The sequence below is a fragment of the Flagellimonas oceanensis genome (assembly GCF_003992595.1).
Lineage (GTDB): Bacteria > Bacteroidota > Bacteroidia > Flavobacteriales > Flavobacteriaceae > Flagellimonas > Flagellimonas oceanensis.
The window spans coordinates 230,867-254,439 of record NZ_RZNA01000052.1 but is presented as its reverse complement, the minus strand read 5'-3'; the positions used below and the strand labels follow the sequence as shown (position 1 = coordinate 254,439).

Annotated in this window: 24 protein-coding genes; 10 read left to right on the top strand and 14 right to left on the bottom strand. The window is 42.5% G+C overall.

The window, feature by feature from the left end; genetic code table 11:
- Positions 1 to 35: 35 nt before the first annotated feature.
- The 3 genes from EO132_RS18490 (at position 36) to EO132_RS18480 (ending at position 5,140) form a co-directional block, all read left to right on the top strand.
- On the top strand, positions 36 to 260 hold the full coding sequence (locus tag EO132_RS18490) for a DUF2795 domain-containing protein (protein ID WP_013551418.1): 225 nt from the start codon (positions 36 to 38) through the stop codon (positions 258 to 260).
- A gap of 135 nt (positions 261 to 395) precedes the next feature.
- Positions 396 to 3,758: a preprotein translocase subunit SecA gene (gene secA / locus EO132_RS18485; RefSeq protein WP_127139286.1), complete on the top strand. Its 3,363-nt coding sequence runs from the start codon at positions 396 to 398 to the stop codon at positions 3,756 to 3,758.
- A 161-nt stretch (positions 3,759 to 3,919) separates the two neighbouring features.
- Positions 3,920 to 5,140 carry a sensor histidine kinase gene (locus tag EO132_RS18480; RefSeq protein WP_127139285.1) on the top strand — a complete coding sequence of 407 codons (1,221 nt, stop codon included), beginning with the start codon at positions 3,920 to 3,922 and terminating at the stop codon, positions 5,138 to 5,140.
- A gap of 178 nt (positions 5,141 to 5,318) precedes the next feature.
- Here EO132_RS18480 and EO132_RS18475 read toward each other — a convergent pair whose 3' ends face one another.
- Positions 5,319 to 5,555, bottom strand: a complete 237-nt coding sequence (locus EO132_RS18475; protein ID WP_127139284.1) for a hypothetical protein — start codon at positions 5,553 to 5,555, stop codon at positions 5,319 to 5,321.
- 401 nt (positions 5,556 to 5,956) lie between these two features.
- On the opposite strand from EO132_RS18475, the gene msrA reads away from it, so the two are divergent.
- Entirely contained in the window at positions 5,957 to 6,652 is a 696-nt protein-coding gene (gene msrA / locus EO132_RS18470; RefSeq protein WP_127139283.1) for a peptide-methionine (S)-S-oxide reductase MsrA, read from the top strand.
- A gap of 82 nt (positions 6,653 to 6,734) precedes the next feature.
- Here the strand turns inward: msrA and EO132_RS18465 are convergent, their stop codons facing one another.
- The 4 genes from EO132_RS18465 to EO132_RS18450 form a co-directional block, all read right to left on the bottom strand.
- Positions 6,735 to 8,195, bottom strand: coding sequence for a hypothetical protein (locus EO132_RS18465; protein ID WP_127139282.1), 1,461 nt, complete (start codon positions 8,193 to 8,195; stop codon positions 6,735 to 6,737).
- A complete protein-coding gene (locus EO132_RS18460) occupies positions 8,167 to 8,769 on the bottom strand; it encodes a hypothetical protein (protein ID WP_127139281.1) in 603 nt (200 codons plus the stop codon). The genes EO132_RS18465 and EO132_RS18460 overlap by 29 nt, the downstream gene beginning before the upstream one ends.
- The gene (locus EO132_RS18455) at positions 8,759 to 9,295 is read right to left on the bottom strand and encodes an RNA polymerase sigma factor (RefSeq protein ID WP_127139280.1); all 537 of its coding nucleotides are present in this window, start codon (positions 9,293 to 9,295) and stop codon (positions 8,759 to 8,761) included. Before EO132_RS18455 ends, EO132_RS18460 begins: the two co-directional genes overlap by 11 nt.
- A gap of 151 nt (positions 9,296 to 9,446) precedes the next feature.
- Complete coding sequence (locus EO132_RS18450) at positions 9,447 to 9,872, bottom strand: Ohr family peroxiredoxin (RefSeq protein ID WP_127139279.1); 426 nt, start codon at positions 9,870 to 9,872, stop codon at positions 9,447 to 9,449.
- Positions 9,873 to 10,084: 212 nt separating this feature from the next.
- On the opposite strand from EO132_RS18450, the gene meaB reads away from it, so the two are divergent.
- From meaB to EO132_RS18435, 3 genes are read left to right on the top strand one after another with little or no spacing between them, the layout of a single operon-like run.
- A complete protein-coding gene (meaB, locus tag EO132_RS18445; protein WP_127139278.1) occupies positions 10,085 to 11,128 on the top strand; it encodes a methylmalonyl Co-A mutase-associated GTPase MeaB in 1,044 nt (347 codons plus the stop codon).
- 35 nt (positions 11,129 to 11,163) lie between these two features.
- Complete coding sequence (locus tag EO132_RS18440; protein WP_127139277.1) at positions 11,164 to 12,126, top strand: glycosyltransferase family 2 protein; 963 nt, start codon at positions 11,164 to 11,166, stop codon at positions 12,124 to 12,126.
- Complete coding sequence (locus tag EO132_RS18435) at positions 12,107 to 12,979, top strand: lysylphosphatidylglycerol synthase transmembrane domain-containing protein (protein WP_127139276.1); 873 nt, start codon at positions 12,107 to 12,109, stop codon at positions 12,977 to 12,979. The genes EO132_RS18440 and EO132_RS18435 overlap by 20 nt, the downstream gene beginning before the upstream one ends.
- Here EO132_RS18435 and EO132_RS18430 read toward each other — a convergent pair.
- From EO132_RS18430 to mazG, 5 genes are all read right to left on the bottom strand, one after another.
- Positions 12,976 to 14,634 (bottom strand): ArnT family glycosyltransferase, encoded by a 1,659-nt coding sequence (locus EO132_RS18430; RefSeq protein ID WP_127139275.1) that lies wholly within the window; start codon positions 14,632 to 14,634, stop codon positions 12,976 to 12,978. The genes EO132_RS18435 and EO132_RS18430 overlap by 4 nt on opposite strands.
- A complete protein-coding gene (locus EO132_RS18425) occupies positions 14,631 to 15,200 on the bottom strand; it encodes a phosphatase PAP2 family protein (protein ID WP_127139274.1) in 570 nt (189 codons plus the stop codon). Before EO132_RS18425 ends, EO132_RS18430 begins: the two co-directional genes overlap by 4 nt.
- Positions 15,200 to 15,427: a hypothetical protein gene (locus tag EO132_RS18420; protein WP_127139273.1), complete on the bottom strand. Its 228-nt coding sequence runs from the start codon at positions 15,425 to 15,427 to the stop codon at positions 15,200 to 15,202. Before EO132_RS18420 ends, EO132_RS18425 begins: the two co-directional genes overlap by 1 nt.
- A gap of 34 nt (positions 15,428 to 15,461) precedes the next feature.
- Complete coding sequence (locus tag EO132_RS18415; protein WP_127139272.1) at positions 15,462 to 16,829, bottom strand: MATE family efflux transporter; 1,368 nt, start codon at positions 16,827 to 16,829, stop codon at positions 15,462 to 15,464.
- Between the two features lie 83 nt (positions 16,830 to 16,912).
- The gene (gene mazG, locus EO132_RS18410; RefSeq protein WP_127139271.1) at positions 16,913 to 17,686 is read right to left on the bottom strand and encodes a nucleoside triphosphate pyrophosphohydrolase; all 774 of its coding nucleotides are present in this window, start codon (positions 17,684 to 17,686) and stop codon (positions 16,913 to 16,915) included.
- Positions 17,687 to 17,841: 155 nt separating this feature from the next.
- Here mazG and EO132_RS18405 point away from each other — a divergent pair, with 155 nt between their 5' ends.
- Together EO132_RS18405 and EO132_RS18400 are read left to right on the top strand one after the other, a co-directional pair.
- The gene (locus EO132_RS18405; protein ID WP_127139270.1) at positions 17,842 to 18,486 is read left to right on the top strand and encodes a GDSL-type esterase/lipase family protein; all 645 of its coding nucleotides are present in this window, start codon (positions 17,842 to 17,844) and stop codon (positions 18,484 to 18,486) included.
- Between the two features lie 54 nt (positions 18,487 to 18,540).
- Positions 18,541 to 20,076, top strand: a complete 1,536-nt coding sequence (locus tag EO132_RS18400; RefSeq protein WP_164732389.1) for a family 20 glycosylhydrolase — start codon at positions 18,541 to 18,543, stop codon at positions 20,074 to 20,076.
- A 3-nt stretch (positions 20,077 to 20,079) separates the two neighbouring features.
- Here the strand turns inward: EO132_RS18400 and EO132_RS18395 are convergent, their stop codons facing one another.
- Genes EO132_RS18395 through ruvX form a run of 3 tightly spaced genes read right to left on the bottom strand, consistent with a single transcriptional unit; the run spans position 20,080 to position 21,583 of the window.
- Positions 20,080 to 20,523 (bottom strand): DUF5606 family protein, encoded by a 444-nt coding sequence (locus EO132_RS18395; protein WP_127139268.1) that lies wholly within the window; start codon positions 20,521 to 20,523, stop codon positions 20,080 to 20,082.
- Between the two features lie 55 nt (positions 20,524 to 20,578).
- Positions 20,579 to 21,169, bottom strand: a complete 591-nt coding sequence (gene def, locus EO132_RS18390) for a peptide deformylase (protein WP_127139267.1) — start codon at positions 21,167 to 21,169, stop codon at positions 20,579 to 20,581.
- A gap of 3 nt (positions 21,170 to 21,172) precedes the next feature.
- The gene (ruvX, locus tag EO132_RS18385; RefSeq protein WP_127139266.1) at positions 21,173 to 21,583 is read right to left on the bottom strand and encodes a Holliday junction resolvase RuvX; all 411 of its coding nucleotides are present in this window, start codon (positions 21,581 to 21,583) and stop codon (positions 21,173 to 21,175) included.
- Between the two features lie 100 nt (positions 21,584 to 21,683).
- Between ruvX and EO132_RS18380 the strand changes: the two genes are divergently transcribed.
- Positions 21,684 to 22,499, top strand: coding sequence for a 2,3,4,5-tetrahydropyridine-2,6-dicarboxylate N-succinyltransferase (locus tag EO132_RS18380; RefSeq protein ID WP_127139265.1), 816 nt, complete (start codon positions 21,684 to 21,686; stop codon positions 22,497 to 22,499).
- Here the strand turns inward: EO132_RS18380 and EO132_RS18375 are convergent, their stop codons facing one another.
- Positions 22,500 to 23,546, bottom strand: a complete 1,047-nt coding sequence (locus EO132_RS18375) for a glycosyltransferase (RefSeq protein WP_127139264.1) — start codon at positions 23,544 to 23,546, stop codon at positions 22,500 to 22,502. It lies immediately after the preceding gene.
- Between the last annotated feature and the right edge of the window lie 27 nt (positions 23,547 to 23,573).

Here is a 23,573-nt window from a genome sequence, read left to right as displayed (position 1 = left end):
TATTTTTGCAAAAAATTATAAATCAAACCGTTACTATGTACTGGACTTTAGAATTAGCTTCATATTTAAGTGATGCACCTTGGCCAGCAACCAAAGACGAACTGATAGATTACGCTATTCGAACAGGAGCGCCGTTGGAAGTTGTAGAAAATTTACAATCGATGGAGGAAGAAGGAGGCGAGATATACGAGTCAATTGAAGAAATCTGGCCCGATTATCCCACCGAAGAGGACTACCTCTGGAACGAGGATGAATATTAGATCCGAAAAACACAAACCACGTTAAAAAGTCTCATTTGAGGCTTTTTTTTATGTAATTTTGACAGCCTAGCGAAAGAATTCCATCGAAATCCCATCAATGGAACAGCTTTTGACAATCAAAAGAAAAAACATTTCATGAGTTTTATTAATTCCGTACTAAAGGTATTTGTAGGAGATAAATCGGAAAAGGATGTAAAGTCCCTACAACCTTTGGTGAAAGAGATAAAATCCTTTGAACAACGGCTCGAAGGATTGTCACATGACGAACTGAGACAAAAAACAGCCTCTTTTAAGGCCAAAATAGCCGAAGATTGCAAAGAGGTCAACGATAAAATAGCCGAGCTTCAGGCAGAGGTCGAAAACTCCAACGACATTGATCGCAACGAGGAAATCTATTCCGAAATCGACAAGCTCAACGAAGAAGCATATACCATTTCAGAGAAAACATTGGAAGATATTCTTCCCGAAGCCTTTGCGGTGGTCAAGGAAACCGCCAAGCGATTTGCAGCGAACGAAACACTTACCGTTACAGCCAGCGAATTCGATAGGGCACTTTCGGGCGATAAGGATTATGTTTCATTGGAAGGTGACAAGGCGGTTTGGCAAAACTCATGGGATGCCGCAGGAAAAGAAGTCACTTGGGACATGGTTCACTACGATGTACAGCTCATTGGTGGTATTGCTCTGCACCAAGGCAAAATTGCCGAGATGCAAACAGGCGAGGGTAAAACCTTGGTGGCCACCCTCCCACTCTACCTCAATGCCTTGGTGGGCAAAGGAGCCCACTTGGTAACAGTAAATGATTATCTGGCGAAAAGGGATAGTGCCTGGATGGCCCCTATATTCGAGTTCCACGGGCTTTCTGTGGACTGTATTGATAAGCATAGACCTAACTCCGATGGTAGAAGAGCGGCGTACAATGCCGATATTACCTACGGAACCAACAACGAATTCGGGTTTGATTATTTGCGTGACAATATGGCCCACACGCCCGACGATTTGGTACAACGACCACACCACTACGCTATCGTGGATGAGGTGGATTCCGTATTGATCGATGATGCCCGTACGCCTTTGATCATCTCAGGTCCCGTACCGGAGGGGGACCGTCACGAGTTCAACGAGCTCAAACCACAAGTTTCCGATATCGTTCAAAAACAGCGTCAGCATTTGACCGGTGTATTGGCCGAAGCCAAAAAACTTATCAAAGAAGGAAATACCAAAGAAGGTGGTTTCCTTTTGCTCCGCGTACACCGCGGACTTCCTAAAAACAAAGCACTTATCAAGTTTTTGAGTGAAGAAGGTGTTAAGCAATTGCTCCAGAAGACCGAAAACTTCTACATGCAGGACAACAATAGGGAAATGCCCAAGGTGGACGAGGACCTATTGTTCGTTATAGATGAAAAGAACAACCAGATAGAGCTTACCGATAGAGGTGTCGAATATATATCAACCGATCAGGACAAAGAGTTTTTTGTGATGCCCGATATTGGTAGTGAAATTGCCAAAATTGAGAATCAGGACCTTGAAATTGAAAAAGAAGCTGAACTCAAAGAGGAACTCTTTAAGGATTTTGCCGTAAAAAGTGAGCGAATCCATACCATGACCCAGTTGTTGAAAGCCTACACCCTCTTTGAGAAAGATGTGGAATATGTGGTCATGAACAATAAGGTAATGATCGTGGACGAGCAAACAGGTCGTATTATGGATGGTCGTAGATACTCGGACGGACTCCACCAAGCCATCGAGGCCAAGGAGAACGTTAAAATCGAGGCCATGACCCAGACCTTTGCGACAGTTACCCTGCAAAACTACTTTAGGATGTACAGCAAGCTCGCCGGTATGACCGGTACAGCTGTGACCGAAGCAGGGGAGTTCTGGGAAATCTACGAGTTGGATGTTATGGAAATCCCGACCAATAGACCCATTGCCCGTGACGATAGGCAAGATTTGATCTACAAGACCAAACGGGAAAAATATAATGCCATCATCGACGAGGTCACAAAGCTTTCACAAGCAGGAAGACCCGTATTGATTGGTACTACCTCTGTTGAAATTTCGGAATTGCTTTCAAAATTGTTGAGTGTGCGTAAAGTGCCTCACAATGTATTGAACGCAAAACTGCACAAAAAAGAGGCAGACATCGTAGCCGAGGCCGGTAAGGGTGGCGTTGTGACCATTGCAACCAACATGGCCGGTAGGGGTACTGATATTAAATTGTCCCCAGAAGTCAAAGAAGCTGGTGGTTTGGCCATCATCGGTACAGAACGTCACGATTCCAGACGTGTGGACAGACAGTTGAGAGGTCGTTCCGGTCGTCAAGGAGACCCGGGCAGTTCACAGTTCTATGTTTCCTTGGAAGATAATTTGATGCGATTGTTCGGATCGGACCGTGTGGCCAAAATGATGGACCGCATGGGCTTGGAAGACGGTGAAGTGATTCAACATTCCATGATGACCAAATCCATTGAACGTGCCCAGAAAAAAGTGGAGGAGAACAACTTTGGTATCCGTAAGCGACTATTGGAATACGATGATGTAATGAACGCCCAGCGTGAGGTCATCTACAAAAGAAGAAGACATGCCTTGGAAGGTGAACGCTTGAAAGTGGACATCGCCAACATGATCTATGATACTTCTGAAGCCATTGCCGAAACCAATAAAATGGCCGATGATTATAAGAACTTTGAATTCGAGCTCATTAAATATTTCTCCATAACCTCTCCCATCGATGAGGAAGAGTTCAAGAAAATGAGCTTTCAACAGATTGCCAATAAAGTCAACGATGCAGCCTACAGTTTCTACAAAGAAAAAATGGAGCGTAGCGCCACGGTTGCCTTCCAAGTCATCAAAAAGGTGTACGAAGATGAGTCCAACAAGTTTGAACGCATCGTAGTTCCTTTTACGGACGGTATCAAATCCTTGAACGTGGTAACAAACTTGGAAAAGGCTTACAATACCAATGGGAAGCAGCTGATCACTGATTTTGAGAAAAACATCACTTTGGCCATTATCGACGATTCTTGGAAAACGCACTTGCGAAAAATGGACGAATTGAAACAGTCCGTGCAATTGGCCGTTCACGAACAAAAAGATCCTTTATTGATCTATAAGTTCGAGGCTTTTGAGCTTTTCAAGGAAATGATTGACAAAGTCAACCGAGAAGTAATATCCTTCCTTTTCAAAGGAGAACTGCCTACCGAAAATACGGAACAGATTCAAGAGGCCAGAAATGTTCGCAGACCAAAGGAAAACATACAGACCTCAAAAGAGGAAATTCCGAACAGCGACGAATTGGCCGCACAGAACAGGGCTGCGGGCCAAACCCAAGGACAGCGCCCTCAAGTAACAGAAACCATTGTTCGGGAAAAACCGAAAATCGGTAGAAATGAAAGGGTTACCATCAAAAATGTAATGTCAGGGGAAAGCAAAACCGTAAAATACAAGCAAGCAGAACCTCTGATTGACAAAGGCGAATGGGTTTTGGTAAACGACTAAACCATTCCCAATATAGCTTACAAAGTGGCAGTTATTATAGCTGCCACTTTTTTTATATCAAAAACATAGTTAGATTTACAGCTGAAAAACACCCCATTAAGCGACTCTATCACACCATTTTTGCAACTTTTTTGTGATAGGGTTATATTCACGCGCAGCATATGAAGAATCCTAATAAGGATACATATAGACTACAAGACAAGATTGATTTGATACTTAAGGTAAATTACAATTCTTCCTTCTTTGCTGCCATTTTTGGATTGGCATGCTATTTCTTTTTGGATATAAAAGGAATCATTCCCTATACCTTTTGGGCCTACGCATTAATCAACCTAATAAACACGCTCCTTTATAAACAACACGAAAAATTGGTGTTCACCTACAATTCAACATCCATTCTTTCCATGTTGGGTGCAGTCATCATTACCCTTTACAGTGGCGGAATCGAAAGTCCGTTTGTTTTCGTCCTGGCCATTATTGTATTTGCCGGTTATGTGACCACAAGGGTTTTTGGGCAACTATACCTCATCCTCAATTTAGCAGTACTTACCCTTCTGTTCCTTTATGATGTGGGAGATTTTAAAATCTCCGAAAACACCGTTCCATTGGAAGCAAGAAGTTGGTTCGCCTATTTGAGTGCCATGTTTGCCGTATATCTTTTGGGAGGTGTTTTTGGAAAAAACCTCTTAAACGCGCACCATAGGCTGTACAAATCCCGAAATGAGATACAAGAACGTATTGATGAGAAGGAAACATTGCTCAAAGAAGTACATCATCGCGTCAAGAACAACCTACAGACCGTATCCAGCTTGCTGAGCCTTCAATCCAGAGCAATAGACGACAGTAAAATCAGTAATATCATCAAAAGCAGTCAAAACCGGGTGGTTTCCATGGCCATGGTCCACGAAATGTTGTACAAGCGGGATGATTATCTTTCCAAAATTGAACTTGAACCCTACGTAAGGGAATTATGCGATTATCTGGTACGGTCGGTAAAGGGAAGCAACCGCGATGTGAAAGTGAATTTGGACATTGCCGATTACAAACTCAGCATCGATACCATAATCCCTTTGGGATTGATTATCAACGAAACCATTACCAATGCCCTAAAATATGGTATCACAGAAGGAAATGACGGCGAAATCCATGTTTCTGTGGAGAAAATGGATGAAACCCGTTACAAAATGTACCTTGGTGATAATGGGGTCGGTTATTCAGAAGAAATCAATCCAAAGACATCCAATTCCTTGGGGTTAAAGCTTATTTACAACCTGGCACGCCAACTCAGGGGTTCCATTACCAGGGACTATGCCAAAAAAGGCACACACTACACCATTGAATTCGAGGAAGTGATAGAGCAGTTCAACTCTGTCGATCAATAATTGATTGATTGACCACACACAAAAAGAAAAGGTCGGCTTGCACCGACCCATCCTATATATTCCAATATAAACTTAAACTTCTAGAATTTTCTTTCCCTAAAAGAGAACGCTATGCTTGCCAGAACAAAAGCAATACTTAGCGACAACACAAAGGGTATCAACACATCCAACATCGTTATTAAGCCAATTTAGCGTTGTTCCTTTTCGTTTTGAAAGAAAGCTCCTTTTTGATTCTGGAGTTCTTGAATTTGTACAATCTCGCTGTTTTCCTATCCTTTCTGATTGTGTTGTTCATTTCAACTTTCAACTCAACACCCATTGTAGTGGTAGCTACTTTAGTTTCTTTAGAAATATCTTGGGCAGAAGCCATAGTTCCGAAAAAAGTTACTGCGATGATGGTTAAAATTGTCTTCATTTGTTCTGATTGTTTTACGATGTAAAATTACTTTCGCGAACAAGCTCAACTCGATTTCCATCGCTCAATGACCCCTTTCTTTCGGTGAATAAATTTTTTTCGGGTAAAGTGTTTTTTATCCTCGACAAACGTTTTTGACCCCAAAAACAACATACCGAACGCATATGCATTTCATCGATAATCTGCTATGCTGTTCATCTGCAACTCACTGAACAACAATAATTTATTTGTAGGAAAAAGATTAATTTTTGTGAGTTTATGTAGGAAAACACAACTATAATTGACGAATGTCAATTTTTTCCCTAAATACATTTTGAGTGTCCAAAAAGAGATGATTAACATTTTTTAACGGCCATCCCAGTAATTGTTGGTATCTTATTACAACTAAACAAGAAACTAAAATGAAAATCGTGAGAACTCCATTTTTAATTCTACTCCTATTGGTATCCATAAGTTGCCAACCCAAAAACAAATCCGACAAACAAGAAGTTGCCAAAACAGAGCGATCAGCATCACATATGAAGACCAAACTTACGGCTGAGCAACTCCAAGAATATGAGACCGCGTATTTTGCCAGTGGATGCTTTTGGTGCGTGGAAGCCATTTTTGAAAGCGTGAAAGGGGTAAAAGAAGTATATTCAGGATATTCCGGTGGTTCGGAGAAGAATCCCACCTACGAAGAGGTTTCGTATGGCAGAACGCATCATGCGGAAGCTGTGGAAGTTTATTACGACCCCAATGTCATATCCTTCAAACAATTGGTTCAGGTGTTCTTTGGTTCGCACGACCCCACCACCCTCAACCGACAGGGACCTGACCGTGGCGCACAATATCGATCTATCGCTTTCTATAAAAACGATGCCGAAAAGAAAATCATACAAGATTATATCAACCTTCTGGAATCTGAGAATGTTTACGGTAACCGATCTATTGTAACGGAGGTAACCCCTTTTGAAAAATTCTACATGGCGGAGGAATACCATCAGGACTACGAAAAGCGAAATCCAAACAACAGTTATGTGAGAAATGTATCGATTCCCAGATTGAATCGTTTCAAAAAGAATTTTGAGTCCTACCTAAAAGAAGGTGCTCACTGATAAATGATTGGGTAGGTGCTGGTCATTGAAGAATTATATTGACCAATAGGTTTGAGGTGGTTCCTTGGGACGGGCAAAAAAGCTAGTTCTTTAGAACCACCTCGCTGAATTTGGAGTTTATCGTGATGGTCTTCCCATCATTTTTGTTGATGTTGTATCCCGTATATCGATTCCCACCCCTATCCTTTGTAGAAGTCATCTTCAATGCTTTGGGGTATTGAAAGCCCGAAGTGATCTCATTTACCGAAATCACATATGGTGTTTCGGGCAGTTTGCAATCCAGCTCGCCATTTTCCAAGGAAATATCGATGGTATTGAAGCCATTGGACACTTCATCAATACTCAAGGCCCCAAAATTATTGGTTACCACTGCCCTATTGGACACCCTGCCGATCACTACATTGGAAGAAACCGAGTTCAATTTCAGTTCCTTTACCTCTTTTAAGTTGACCTTATCGGAATAGTCCGTACTCAAGCTGCCATAGTTCCAGTTTTGTACAACTACTGGCGAGTAGGATACCCGAATATCGGTATTGGCACCATCAATGGTTGAGGCAAGCAAGCTTGCGTAGGACAAGCTTGCATTGATGTTTTTGGCATTTTCAGCCAATTTTACCTCACCGTGACGTACATTCATATTCAATTTAATGTACTTCGGCATTTTGATGATGATTCGTTTTTTGACCTTATATTCTTTGTGCTTCCCGTCGGAAGAAAAATAGAACACATTGGGACCACCGTTTACGGATCGTGCTTTTTCCCGAAGCTCTTTTCTAAGTTTAGCTTGCTCCTCCCTGATTTCGGCTTGGTGCGCTCGAATCTCCTCTTGCTGCTTTCTCCTTACTTCTTGCATTTCCCTGCGCACTTCCTGCTGCTCTTCACGGAATCGCTCTCTTTCCTCTCTCATTTCCTCTCTTTGGGCCTCCCGCTCTTCAGCCATCTTTTCCATTTCTTCGCCCCATTTTTCAAATTGCTCTTTATACTCTTCATCAAAAGTTTTGGCGAACTCCTTTTGCCATTTCTTCATATACTTCTCTCCGTCCTTTTTATAGGCATCATAATCAAACTCAATAGGGGGCATCGGTGGTAAAGGAGGCATAGATGGCATTACGGCAATTTCTGGAATGACAAATTCTGATATTTCAGGAATCTCGACATCGGCCATAATCTCAGCAACCGATGGCATTTCGGGAATATCGATATTGAACCCTTGAAAATTGAAAGCATAGTTGGGTCCAGCGCCTTCAGTGCTGACTTCAATTTCCCTACTATTGCCCATTATTTTGACCAAGTCCTGTTCAAAATATGAGTCGGCCTCCTCTTTGTCCACTCCTTCCAGCTCGATTACGGCAGTGATTTCCACCTCATCCTTGTTCCAAGTCTCAAACTCTATATCGGCATAACTTGTATTGATGTTGAGTTCCGTGTCCTTGTTGACATTGAAGGTTTCCTTGTAGGTTTTGGACTTTTCCTGCGCTTGGCCGGTAAACCCGAACAAAGCAAGAAGCAAGCCGCTAAACAATATTTGATGATTCCTGTTCATTTTTTGATGATTTTAATTGATTCAACTTTGATTTTAACTTTTGCAATAATTGCAACCGGAGTTGTAGATTATTGATCAGGGCGCTTATCGTCTGATCATTCGGGCCCAATTCGTTCAGCTCTTGGTTCAGCCGTTGGTATTCCTTGTTCAGTTCCGCCAATCGCTCCATATAGCTGTCCACAAGTTCCTTGTTACCCGGGTCATCGGCCAATTCGGACAACTGCAGGTTGATATTGGTCGTGTAATAAGTTTCTATCTTTTTTAGGTCAGGGGATAGATCTCCCAACGAAATGCCCTGTGCCTTTTTACCTGGATTATTCCTATCCACAACGGTTATTTTTTCATCTGGGTCCACTGTTCCCTCATCACTGCTGAAATAATAGAAGGATAATCCCACGGCAACCACTACAGAGGCAGCAATCTGCATCCAAAGGGAAAAGACACTTTTCTCAGGAGAGTCTTTCGGCAACTCATCTTCCAGCTTCGCAAAGAAACGGTCTTCATGACCCTCTTTCATTTTGAAGCGCTTCTCCTTCCTTTCTTTTTCAAACAATTTTCTAAGATCACGTGCCATAAGCCAAATCTTTTAGTTTTTCTTTTAATTGTGCCTTTCCCCGCAGCAATCGGGTCCGTGAAGCCGTTTCGGTTATTCCTAGTATTTTAGAAATTTCCGAGTGGTCATACCCTTCCACTAAAAACAATTGCACAACATATCTATATTTTTGGGGCAGTTCCTCAATGGCCTCCTTCACTTGTTCGATGGAGATTCCTTCCTCCACCGACCAATCATCCTCTTCCGCCACCTGTAGATAACTTTCATTGAGCTCCACCGTACGTTGATGTTTCGATTTTAAAAAATCGATACTGCCATTCACTACAATTCTCTTCAACCATGCCCCGAACGTTACATCTCCCTTAAACTGTTCAATTCGCTGAAACGCCTTGATAAACGAATCTTGCAACACATCTTCTGCGTCCTCGGCATTTTTTAGAAAGCGCATGGCCACACAAAACATACCATCGCAATACTGACGATACAGTTTCATTTGCGCCTGGCGGTCGTTCGCCTTGCACTTTTCTACAAGCTCGATATGGAGCACACTTGGTTCTATGTTTGGTTTTTTAGTTGTTCTGTATTAAGGACGATGCAAAAAATGCAACGTTGCAAATTAGTACGTTTTTGGCGCATTTTTAACAAAAAAAGCCCCGCTGATAATTTCAACGGGGCTCATAATTAAAAAGTTACGTGGCTTATTCGTCCATTAACAAATTTAAATGCACGGTAATATTATCGCGTGTGGCCTTGCTGTAAGGACACATTTCGTGAGCTTCCTTAATAATGGTCTCTCCCATTTCCTTATCCACTGTTGGCAAATAAGTGTCAAGGGTAACTTCCAAGAAAAAACCTTCCTCCTCTTTGTTGAAAGCTACAATGGCGGTTACATTAAAATCTCCAAGGTCATCAATATCGTGATTATTGGCAACGGCCTCTACCGCACCAGCGTAGCAAGTGGAGTAAGCCGCAGCAAAAAGTTCTTCAGGATTGGTGGATTTCGGGTCTGGCTTCCCATTGGAGTTCGGCATACTTATCGGGAAATCCAAAACACCGTCCTCGCTCTTTACATGTCCTGCTCTTCCTCCTGTATTGGTGGCCTTGGCCTCAAAAATAGTCTTCATCTTTTAAATGTTTATAGGTTCATAAAAAATCGGCACTCTTGCGATTGCCGGTTATGTAACGAATAAGGTACCAATTTGCTGGCGGAAGTCCACTTTAACAGATATTAAATTTTTGTGAAATGGTTGGATTAAAAATGCGTTTACAATCCGACCAAAGTCCTGACAAACCCATAAAATCTTCATAAATTCGTATAAACCGATGAACCGTTCCCTTGGCAGAAGATAACAAAATACCCACGCATACTATTTCCAAAATCAAGGCACTCAGAAAACAAGAACTTTCTGCCGATGCTTTGGCACAAGGTATTTTTGATGGTAACAAAGCTATGCTTGCCAAGGCCATAACCCTATTGGAAAGTACCAAACAGGCCCATTTTGAAAAGGCCAATGCCGTTATTGAAAAGTGTTTGTCCAAATCTACAAATAGCATTCGCCTTGGGATTACAGGGGTTCCAGGGGTCGGTAAAAGTTCGTTTATCGAAACTTTGGGCAAAACCCTGACCGACCAAGGCAACAAAGTCGCAGTGTTGGCCGTGGATCCGACCAGCTCCTTGAGCAAGGGTAGCATTTTAGGGGACAAAACCCGAATGGAAACCTTGGCCAAAGACCCGAATGCCTTTATCCGCCCCTCTCCTTCCGGTACATCTTTGGGAGGTGTGGCACAAAAAACCAGGGAAAGCATCATACTTTGCGAAGCTGCGGGATACAATGTCATTTTAGTGGAAACCGTGGGCGTTGGCCAAAGTGAAATTGCCGTGCACAGCATGGTGGACTTTTTCCTGCTGCTCAAATTATCAGGAGCGGGAGACGAGCTCCAGGGCATAAAAAGAGGGATTATGGAAATGGCCGATGCCATCGCCATCAACAAAGCGGATGGCAGTAATTTGGAACACGCCAAGCTAGCAGTGACAGAATTTTCAAGGGCTTTGCATCTGTATCCGCCCAAAGCCAACGGCTGGACGCCTAAAGTGATGAAGTGTTCTGCCGTGGAGAACACAGGGATTGAAGACATCTGGGAAATGGTGCAGCAATTCGTGAAACACAACAAGGAAAACGGTTTTTTTGAAAAGAACCGACAACAGCAGAACAAAAATTGGTTCCTTCAGACCGTGGACGAATACATCAAACAATTTTTCCATCAAAAAGAAACCTTTAAAACAGAACAGGCCAAGTTGTTGACAGAAATCGAAGAGCATAAAATTTCACCATTTTACGCTGCCAAAATCCTATTGGACAAGATTACCAAGGAACTTTAAATAAAAGCAATAAATTTGCACAGATTTTATACTGAATGAGCACTGTTACCGATTCCCTTTTATCCATAGTGGTTCCTTTGTACAACGAGGAAGATAACGTGGTTCTTTTGACCCAAAAAATCAATGAAAGCCTTGAAGGGTACAATTACCAAATTGTATATGTGGATGATTTTTCCACCGATAAAACCCGAATCAAGGTTAAGGAAATGGATGATAAGAGGGTCCACTTGATCGAATTGAAAAAGAACTATGGCCAAAGTTTGGCCCTTGCCGCAGGAATTGACTATGCCGAGGGCGAATACATCATCACGATGGATGGCGACCTCCAAAACGACCCTTCTGATATTCCGAATATGTTGCAATATGCCATCACCGAGGAATACGACGTCGTGACCGGTATCCGTCAGAAGCGAAAGGATTCCTTGGCAAAAAAAATACCCTCAAAAATCGCCAACTTTTTGGTACGCAGGGTTACCAAATTGGACATCAAGGACAACGGTTGTGCGCTCAAGGTTTTTACCAAAGACATTGCAAAAAGCCTAAACCTATACGGGGAAATGCACCGTTTTATTACCCTTTTGGCCCATTTGGAAGGTGCACAGATCAAACAGGTGCCAGTAAAGCACCATGCGAGGCACGCTGGGGTTTCCAAGTACGGTCTGGAACGGGTTTTCAAGGTAGTGGCCGATATGATGCTGTTGCTTTTCATTAGAAAATACTTCCAACGTCCCATCCACTTGTTTGGAATTTTTGGGGTGTTATTGGTCATACTTGGCATATTGATCAATGTGTATCTGTTGATCGTGAAACTTGGATTCGGTCAGGACATCGGAACCCGACCCTTACTTATTTTTGGTATGATGTTCATTGTTGGGGGAATCCAGTTGTTCACTATCGGAATCGTGATGGAACTCTTGATCCGTACCTACTACGAATCACAACAGAAACGGCCATATCGCATCAAAAAAATTACCATAGGTGACGGAAAAGCTGCGTAAAAAGCTCATCACTGCTCTAAAAATCATTGTTAGCGCGGTACTGATCTACTTTATTTTCACGAAAATAGAGCTGAAGGATGTAGTCCAGACCCTAAAAAAAAGCGAGCCTCTATACTTATTCTTAGCGCTGCTGTTTTTTGTGTTGTCCAAGGTTTTATCCGCTTTTAGGACCAACTTGTATTTTCATCAAATCGGGGCGAAGATTTCCCAGTTGGGCAATTTGAAGCTATACCTGTTGGGCATGTTCTACAACCTCTTTTTACCTGGAGGTATCGGCGGTGATGCCTACAAGGGCTACATCATCCAAAAAGAATATCGACCTGGTACTAAAAAGGTGGTCTCCAGTTTGCTGCTGGACCGTTTAAGCGGGATGCTCTTGCTTTTTGTTTATGCCTGTGTACTCGCTTTATTATCCAAGAATGACTTTTTCCAGCGTTTTTACTGGTTGATTGTTGCGGCCATTCCGTTGAGTGTTGTGGTATTTTGGTTTGTGAACAAGACCTTTTTCACGGCTACCCTACCCGTATTTTGGAAATCCATTGGGTTTTCGGCCTTGGTCCAATTGGCACAATTGGTCTGTGTTCTCTTTATTTTGAAGTCTTTGTCCGTTAGTTTGGATAGTATTGAATACCTGTTTGTGTTTTTGGTCTCTTCGATTGTCTCCGTAATTCCGTTGACGATTGGCGGCATCGGAAGTAGAGAGGTTACCTTTTTGTACGGAGCAAAATGGCTGGGCTTGGATGAAAGCATGTCCATTGGCATCAGCTTTACCTTCTTTTTGATTACGGCACTGACCTCACTTTTTGGTGTGATTTTTCATTTTAAAAAGCCAAAATTGGAAGCGGTGGACTAATCCAGATGGACCAAATGCATTTTGTTCAATTTGTCCTCACGGGTATTCGGATTCAGAAACTTGATCTGCAATCGGGTAATACGAAATTGATCCACGGTAATTTGCTCATCCCAAGCAATTCCATTTTTCTTTAATCTGTTCAATTCTTCCTCCGTAGCATAGACCCAAACATCCTTCTTTTTGGCTATTTCCGGCATCGTAACTATTTGAACCGGCTTTTTATTGTAAAAATCCAACGACCAGGAATATCTTTCCGAGACCTTATAAATGTGGTCCACGGGAATATTCTTCTCCTGTACCTTTTCCGCCATATTGGAACCACCCTGATAATCGAGCAATTTTGGGTAAAAATGGGCGTTCATCAAGCCATTCAACAGAACAGAACTCAAAATGGCAACAGTGACGATCTTTGTATACGGAGCTTCCTTTTGGAGGATAATGTACGACACCAATGCGAGTGCCATCAACAAGAATAAATAACCATACCAATGCTCCAGTTTGAAAACGTAGAAACTCACTAGAACTGAGAAGATCACTACCAATCCCAATATAAAATATTGGATACCCAAAATGATTTTGGCCATCTTTAATTTTTGTTGTTGATGCAAGACATATAAAAACCCTGCCGACAGAATAGCATACAAGGGCATCAGGATGTTCATGTAGTGGGGAAGCTTAAACTGGGCAAAGCTGATTAGCAGGAACAGAATTGAAATCCCGCCCAAGGTCAAGAATTCCAAATTCGGCATGTAAGCGAATTTGGCTTGCCAAAACGTTTTTACTTTCATCCAGTAGCCTATCAATGCGAGAACCGTCCACGGTAGGAATACCCACAAAAAGGTGTGAAAGAAAAAGAAAAAGTCGCTACTGTTCTTCCCGATGCCTTCGCCGCTCATCCGCTCAAAACTTTGTTCCCAAAAAATAAAGAAGATGCCACTGCGGTTATCCTTTCCACGGATTACTTTCTCAGGGTGCAAATCAAACTGATGGTAATAGGCGTACAACATCGGGGTAATGGTCAATCCAAAGACCAAAATGGCCACCACTACTCTCCAGTTCAGTAATTGTGTCCATTTTCGGGTATAGGCCAAGTGACACAGTATTGATATGCCAATGACCACCAAAGCAATCTGACCCTTGGTCGAAAATGCAATTCCCGCCCCAAAAGCCCCCAAAGCAATGCTTTTTAAGGTATTTTTCTCGATATATGTGGCCAATTGCCAAATGGAAAAAATTGTGAATCCAGTCAAAACAGCATCGGTACGTACATCGACGTTGGCCAAGACCATCGTTTGGGCCGTCATAAAAATCAATGAGGCGAACCGCCCCACGTCCTTATTGTAGAGCAATTTTCCAAGTCCGTAGCAACTATAGGCACCCAACAAAGTCGACAAAATACCGGGAATGCGGTAGGCCCAATCGTGAATGCCGAATATTTTATAGGAAAGTGCGGCCAACCAATAATGCATATGTGGTTTGTCCAGATACTCTTCGGGGCCTTTGAACAGGCTCAAAAAATCATTTTCCTGCACCATTCGCATGGCCATAACTGCAAATTGGGCGGAATCGTTCTCGAACAGGGTCACGAACATCCCAATGATGTACACCAACACGATCAATGCAATATAAAACCAGTATCTGGCTGTCGAGATCATACCCCTGTTTTTTGGAAAGCAAATATAGCCAACTTGGCCCACAACCAACCGAAAAGTGTACCCACCAAGGCGCCTGTAAGCACATCCAACGGATAGTGCACACCAATGTAAATTCGGCTATAGGCTACAATACAGGCCCATAGCAGCAAAACCCAAGAAATATACTTTACTCTGTTCTTGAACATTATAATAAAGAATACAGCTGGACCAAAAGAGTTGGCCGCATGGGCGGAAAAATATCCAAACTGTCCACCGCAATAACTCTTTACCAAACGCATTGCGCTGCTTACTTCGGGTTCGTGGCATGGACGCAAACGACCGATACCATATTTGAAAAAATTGGATAATTGGTCGGTGCAGGTAATCAGCAGGGCGATGGATACCAATATTATTCCTGTTCCCTTCCAACCAAAGGTTCGGTAAGACAAGTAAAGCAATAGCAAATAAAGGGGTGCGGAATTTCTGGTTGTTGTCATAAACATCCAGAAGCCGTCCCAAGTTTCGGTTCCCAATCCATTAAGGAACAAAAACAGCTCTTTATCCTGTTGCAGTAACTGTTCCAGCATTACTGATCGTATCTGGAGACTTCCCGATCATAAAAAGCTGTGGCGGCCTCGATCAAACTTTCGGCTTCCTCCATTAAATCGGCTTCGTCTTGTTTGGAGAATTCTTCCATCCATTCCACCTCGTCATTTTCCAGGTTGATGATGAATCTAGGGTATTCGGTATGGACGATAAAAATGGCCTCGGGATGATCCGTATTGTCGGCCAATAAAAATTTAGGTAGTTCCATGTGTTCTTATTTTGATTCCAATCTTGGAAATCCTCTAACTCGTTATCAATTTCTTGGTCAAAAAGTTGAATCGAAGATACAACATTACGGCCGATGCCGTAAGCCCCGACAATAATCCGATCCATATGCCTGTGCTTTCAAAACTTGTGTGCAATCCCAAATAATAACTGATGGGAAAACCAATCAACCAGTAGGCTATGAACGTGATGAGTGTGGGAACCCTCACATCCTGAAGACCTCGAAGAGCCCCCAAAACCACCACTTGCAATCCATCTGAAATCTGAAAAAAAGCAGCAACCAATAACAATTTGGCAGCTATAAAAATCACTTCGGTATTATCGGCCTGATTGGCTATATCGTCAACATCCAAATAAATCGTGGGGAACCAATGTCTTCCCAACAGAAAAATGGCAGCGAAAGCGACTTCCACAAGCAATGTCAAGAAAAACACGGATTCCGCGATGCGCTTCAGTTCTTTATGATTCCGAAGCCCTTTTTGGTTTCCCACCCTTACCATGGCGGCAACACTGAGCCCTGTTCCCACCATAAATGTCATGCTGCTCAAATTCAAAGCAATCTGATTGGCGGCCTGTGCATTTTTACCCAAAACTCCACTCAACCAAATGGCCGCGGTAAAAATGGCTACTTCAAAAAACATTTGCAACGCAGAGGGAAAACCAAGACTGATGATTTTCCGCATCACTTTTTTCTCGATTTTTCTAAAATTGAAATGGGTCACATAAGCTTCGAACTTCTCTTTTCGTTGGAGTAAATACCATATAAAAGCGACCATAATCACTCGCGAAACCAAAGTACCCACTGCAGCCCCCACAATGCCCAATTTTGGAAATCCGAATGAACCAAATATGAGTAAATAATTCAGGGTTATGTTGACGACATTCGCAACAATAGTGGTGTACATAGGGTATTTGGTCTGTGAGAGCCCATCCGAAAACTGTTTAAACGCCTGGAATATGATTAAAGGCACCAAGGAAAAAGCCACCAAGTCCAGATAGGGCATAGCGAGTTCCACCACTTCGGGAGGCTGCTCCATATGGTACATCAAAGGTTTGGCAACTTGGATAAGCCCGAACAGGGACAAGCCTAAAAGCGTACAAAGTACCAAACCGTGTTTTAGGGCACTTTTGCCCGCCGCTTGGTCTTTTGCGCCATCCGCTTCGGCCACCAAGGGTGTAATGGCCGTGGAAAAACCAATTCCGAGCGACATTGCGATAAAAACAAAACTGTTCCCCAAAGAAACGGCGGCCAGTTCGGCCGTTCCCAGCTGCCCTACCATAATATTGTCCGCAAAGGCCACAAAGGTGTGCCCCAACATTCCCAAAATCACGGGATAGGACAGTTTTAGATTATAGGCAAATTCTTTAGTGTAGTTTTGAAACACAACGTATATTTAAAAAAGGATGGCAAAGATAGTCAGTTTGCCCACAATTAAGATGAATGAATCTGTTAGGGAATGGATACATATTATAGCTGTTTTGCCTCTTCCCAGAACACGTCCATTTCGGCCAATGTCATATCGCTCATGGATTTACCTGCTTCTTTTGCTTTTTGCTCCACATATTGAAAGCGCTTAATAAACTTTTTATTGGTACGTTCCAATGCATTTTCTGGATTGATTTTCAGGAAACGGGCATAGTTGACCATTGAAAACAGCACATCGCCAAATTCAGATTCCATTTGATCGGCATTGTTGGCCTCCACTTCTTCCTGAAGCTCTCCTAATTCCTCTTTTAACTTCTCAAAGACCTGTTCAGGTCGTTCCCAATCGAATCCCACTCCTGCGACCTTATCTTGGACTCTATTGGCCTTGACCAAGGAGGGCAGACCATTGGGCACACCTTCGAGTACACTTTTCTTCCCTTCTTTTAATTTGATGTTTTCCCAATTCTGCTTTACATCCTCTTCATTTTCGACCTTCACATCGCCATAAATATGCGGATGCCTATTGATGAGTTTCTCACAAATGCCATTGGCCACATCGGCAATATCAAAATCCTGTGTTTCGGAACCTATTTTCGAATAAAAAACAATGTGCAACAAGATATCGCCCAGTTCTTTTTTTACTTCCTCCAAATCGTTGTCCAGAATGGCATCGCCCAGTTCATAGGTTTCCTCAATGGTCAAATGGCGAAGGGTTTGCATGGTCTGCTTTCTGTCCCACGGACATTGTTCGCGCAATTCATCCATAATGGTCAAAAGGCGGTCAAAAGCGGCCAACTGTTCCGATCTTGTATTCATGACTTTGGATTTTGACCAAAAATACGAACTCCCTTTGGTTGTGATTCCATCTTCAAACTTTACTTATGAAAAGTCTTTTGGTATTTTTCAACAACGCATACTTACGGAAAAATATCACTATCTTCAACGTCATTTTAAGGTAAAAGAACAGTAGAATGAAATATCTTTTTATTGCATTGCTCACATTTCCATTGATGGCCATTGCGCAGACCGACAATCCCTTTGAAAATGAAGTTAAGGCAATCCAGCAAAAGAATGATTCCCTTTGGGATTCGTCCCGACCGACCATTGTATTTACGGGAAGTTCGAGTATTCGTTTTTGGGAAGATGTCCAGGATCGTTTTCCAGAGCACCAAGTATTGAACACTGGTTTTGGTGGTTCACAATTTTCGGACCTTGAACTTTATTTGGATGAATTGATATTGAACTACAATCCATCAAAAGTTTTTATTTATGAGGGGGACAACGATATCTTTGCCAAAAAGAGACCTCGAAAAATACTGAAACGAGCCGAATACATTCTTGGCATTCTTCAACAAAGAAATCCGAACATGGAGATTGTGCTCATTTCCGCCAAACCAAGCATTTCCCGTTGGAAATATAGAGGTAGGTACCGCAGATTAAACCGTAAACTCGACCGATTGGCATCCAAAACCGACGGAATCGATTTTGTGGATGTTTGGTACCCCATGTTGGATGAAAGAAAGGTAAAACAGGACATTTTTATTGAAGATGGCCTGCACATGAACGATAAAGGTTATGACATCTGGTACGATGTGATCAAAGACTACATAGACTAAAACTGAACTAACGTGATTTACAGATCAATTTTGCTGTTCGTTGCAGTTATCTGCATGGCAGCTTGCCAAACCGAAAAAGAGGAAATCAATTTTCCGAAAACCGACCTAGCCAGTGCTCCGTTAATCCCCAAACCCATTAAAACCATTCCCACAGGGAGTGCTTTTGGATTGGATGCCGGCACTGCTATTTATACTTCGACCACAGACCCCGAATTTGAGAAAGTAGGACGATTTTTATCCGAGAACATTAAATCCAAAACCGGGCTGGATATCGGAGTAAATACAGCATCCGAAGACAAATTGGAGCGTTTGATCTACATCAACCAATCCGATAGTGTGGATTTGGAAACGCCGGAATCCTATCAACTTTACATTAAAAAAGATTCCATTTTATTGAACGCCAAAACCGCAGCGGGTGCTTTTAGGGGGATTCAGACCCTTCAACAGCTTATTCCAACAAAAAGCAATGATACGTTGACCGACCATCCTTTATGGGTGATCCCTTCGGGCAAGATCATGGATGCTCCAAAATACGGATACCGCAGTTCCATGCTGGATGTGGCCCGACATTTTTTCACCGTGGATGAGGTCAAAAAATATATCGATGCCTTGGCATATTACAAATTCAACACCCTGCACTTGCACCTATCGGACGATCAAGGGTGGCGTATTGAAATCAAGTCCTGGCCGAAACTGACAGAGGTCGGTGGTGCCAGCGAAGTTGGTGGTGGCGAAGGCGGTTTTTATACACAGGAAGAATACAAAGACCTTGTGGCCTACGCTGGTGACAGACACATAACCATTGTACCAGAAATCGACATGCCAGGGCACACCAATTCAGCATCGCTGAGCTATCCATTTTTACATTATGCTGGGGCAGAAACACCAAGAGTTCGCACAGACATGAAAGTCGGCTACAGTTCCTTTGATGCACAAAAAGATACGGTTTACAGCTTTTTGGATGATGTAATCGGCGAAATTGCCGCAATGACACCTGGCCCCTATTTTCATATTGGAGGGGATGAAAGCCATGTTACCAGAAAGAGTGATTATATCCTTTTTGTTGAAAAAGTAGGTGATTTGGTTAAAAAGCACAACAAAAGAATGATCGGGTGGGACGAAATAGCACAAGCGGATATTGACCCTAGCTCGGTAGTTCAATTATGGAACAGCGCTGAAAATGCCTTGAAAGCTTCAGAAAATGGTTCCAAAATCATAATATCGCCAGCGAAAAAGGCCTACTTGGACATGAAATATGATTCCATTTCCGAATATGGCTTAAAATGGGCTGGCTACATACCAGTTGATGTAGGCTATAACTGGGATCCCGAAACCTACGCCGAAGGACTTGCCAAAGAGAACATTCTCGGAATTGAAGCTCCACTGTGGTCAGAAACCATTAGCAATGGGACCGAATTGGAATATTTGGCATTCCCAAGATTGATTGGATATGCCGAATTGGGATGGTCCCTAAGCGAACACCTTGACTGGGACGATTACAAAGAGCGCCTGGCCGCACAGGCTGCTTATTTGGAAGCCATGCAAATCAACTATTACCCAACTATATTGGTGGATTGGGAAAAAGAATAGTGTTTATTCTTCCTCTTCTGAGGCGGACACAGTAGGTTCTTCAGCATCCTTTTCGTCTTCAACAAAGTCAGTGATGTCGTTGTCGAGAAGGATGTTGTACCACTGTATGATTTTCTTGATGTCACTGGCGTACACTCGGTCCTCATCATAATTGGGAAGCACCTCGAAGAAATACTCTTCCAATTCGATTTTTTCAGCTTTGTGACTGATGGAGGTTTTTTCACCTCCTTCTTTTTCCTTGATTTTCTGGAAGACTTCCCGCAAAGGAAGTTCCTCTTCCAAGGTGTAAATGGCTATTTCGGACAACACGCTTACATTGCTTCTTAAACCAACGGTTACACGTTTGCCATCCAACAGGGATTCGCCAACAAAGCCACCTCGGGTTTGGGTCAATAATTTGTAAAGTCCTGGTTTACCTCCAATAGATAAAATCTTTTCTAATGCCATTCAAATAGTAATTTATGGGCGCAAAAATATGTTTTTATCGCAAACAGCGATTTTTTTAACGTCCTTTTTTGATATTGGGAAACCTCATTCGGTAATCCACATTTATTTTTCCTTTGGAAATCTTTTCCAATCGGCTTTTCAACAATCGTTTCTTAAGGGTTGAAAGCTTGTCGGTGAACAGAACACCTTCGATATGATCGTATTCGTGCTGAATTACCCGAGCCAACAGACCATCAAAAGTCTCGGTATGCTCCTTGAAATCTTCATCCAAATAGGTAATGGTTATTTCGGGCTTGCGCTTTACATCTTCACGGATATCGGGAATACTCAAACAACCTTCGTTGAAATCCCACTCCTTGCCGTTTTCCTCTTCAATGGTCGCATTGATGAACACTTTTTTGAAACCATCGAGCTGTTTCTGCTCCGCTTCTGTCAATTCATCATCATCCGCAAAAGGAGTGGTGTCCACCATGAACATGCGAATGGGAAGTCCGACTTGAGGGGCGGCCAAACCAACACCATGGGCATTGTACATGGTCTCCCACATATTGGTGATCAACTCGTCAAGTTTTGGATAGTCGGATGTGATATCCTTCGCCTTTTTTCGCAAAACGGGGTCTCCGTAAGCTACTATGGGTAAAATCATAAATCAAAATCTGTTTAAATAGGCCTGCAATATGAGCGTGGCACTTATTTCATCGACTAGGGCCTTGTCCCTTCTCTTCTTCTTTTTCATTCCGCTGTCCAACATGGACTGAAACGCCATTTTGGAGGTGAACCGCTCATCTTGGCGCTCTACAGGAATGGAAGGAAACTTGGCTTTCAGCTTTTTTAAAAACTCTTGGATGAGCACTTCGGACTCGGAAGCGGTATTATCCATTTGTTTGGGCAATCCCACTACAAAACGTTCCACAGATTCCTTTTGGATGTATTCTTCCAGAAAGGACAGCAAGTCTTTGGTCTCCATGGTGGTCAAACCAGATGCAATTAATTGCAGTTCATCGGTAACCGCTATTCCGGTACGCACCTTTCCAAAATCCAAAGCTAAAATTCTAGCCAAAATAATTTTTTGGCAAAAATAACCTTAAAAATGTTATGCGCTTAAAAATGGCCACCATAATTCTGCCACGGGGCTTATCTTTGTCAAAACTTTAAGAAAAATGACAGAATTAAGAACGCTAATTGAAAAAGCGTGGGACAATAGAGCATTACTGGAAGACGAAAAGACTCAGGACGCCATACGCGAAGTCGTAAAGCTAATTGATTCAGGAGAGCTGCGATGTGCGGAACCTACGGAAGATGGGTGGCAGATAAACGAATGGGTGAAAAAAGGGGTCGTGCTTTACTTCCCCATCCAAAAAATGGAAGTGTTGGAAGCTGGCATTTTCGAATATCACGATAAAATTCCTTTGAAAAAAGGCTACAAAGAAAAAGGTGTTCGTGTGGTTCCCCATGCGGTGGCACGACACGGCGCCTATATTTCCAAAGGCACTATTTTGATGCCAAGCTACGTAAACATTGGTGCCTACGTAGATGAAGGAACCATGGTGGATACCTGGGCCACAGTAGGAAGTTGTGCGCAAATCGGTAAAAACGTCCACTTAAGTGGCGGCGTTGGTATCGGTGGTGTTTTGGAACCATTGCAGGCTGCTCCCGTAATCATTGAGGACAATGCCTTTATCGGCTCCAGATGTATTGTTGTGGAAGGTGTCCGAGTGGAGAAAGAAGCTGTTTTGGGTGCCAACGTAGTTTTGACGGCATCTACCAAAATTATTGATGTGACGGGAAATGAACCAGTGGAATTGAAAGGTCGCGTACCAGCTAGGTCCGTTGTGATACCTGGAAGCTATACCAAAAAATTCCCTGCTGGGGATTATCAAGTACCATGTGCCTTGATTATTGGTAAGCGAAAAGAAAGTACGGACAAGAAGACTTCTTTGAACAATGCCTTGCGCGAGCACAATGTTGCCGTGTAATCAGCTATTTAATTCATATAAAGCATTACCGACGGCCGCTTGCAAAAAGTGGCCGTTCGTTATTTTATGCCGTATCGCATCAACATTGGCGACCATTTTGGAATAAGTCGCATCATCAATGTTAGCGAGCTTTTCTGATAATTCATCCAAAGATGAAATGGCAAAGCCTATTTGTTCTTCTTCAATGAGTTTGGCCACCGCTGCTTTGTCCCAGACTATGACAGGCAAACCTGCCAACAAGTATAGAGATGTTTTATGTGGATTGTTGTACTGAATGTATTTGCCAAATGCTCCATCACACTCTTTGATGGCATTGCCGTTCCACACCAATCCAAAATTCCCTTTCATTTTATCCAACACCTCATCCGGGGCAAAAACCCCTTGATAGTCTAAAGTGGAATTTTCGTCCACTTTTTCCTTTTGATAACCATTCCCGTAGAGCTTTAGGGTAAAATCCTTTTGTCCCAACTCATCCACTTTATATAGAAACGCACTTTTTTCCATTCCTAAACCTCCTGCAAAAACAATCTCCTTTTCAGCATGTTTAGGTGTTTCAGGTAATTCCTGATTGTGAGCGAGCAAATAATCGAATAAATATAAGGGGACCTTTTTACCTTTATACCCATTTTCCGCAAACCATTTCATCATTACCTCGTTATGAAGCACTAGAACATCCGCTTTGTTGAAGCGTTTCATTTCTTTTTCCACATCCTTGTTTTTGCCCATCAATGTTTTCACATCATGGACAATCAAAACTATTTTACACCCTTTGAGCTTGGCCACGCCAACTTTATAGTTGAAGAACTTACTGAGCGGGTATTGCATGCAAAGAGTGGATGAAAAGGGCAACAAAATCAATCCCTTGGTAATGCCAAAAAAACTAATGATTGCCCCTATGGCTGAACTGGGGTGGTTACTTTGTTTAAACCCCAAATTCTTAAAACCCGCTTTGGACAAGACATTTTCGCAATCCATTTTGGGCTTGGAAGCGGCGTTCTTGGAAAATTTATAGTTTCGGGAAATATAAAACAGGTCAGTGCTTTGCATGGTTAAGTGTTTGTTTTCCAAAAATAT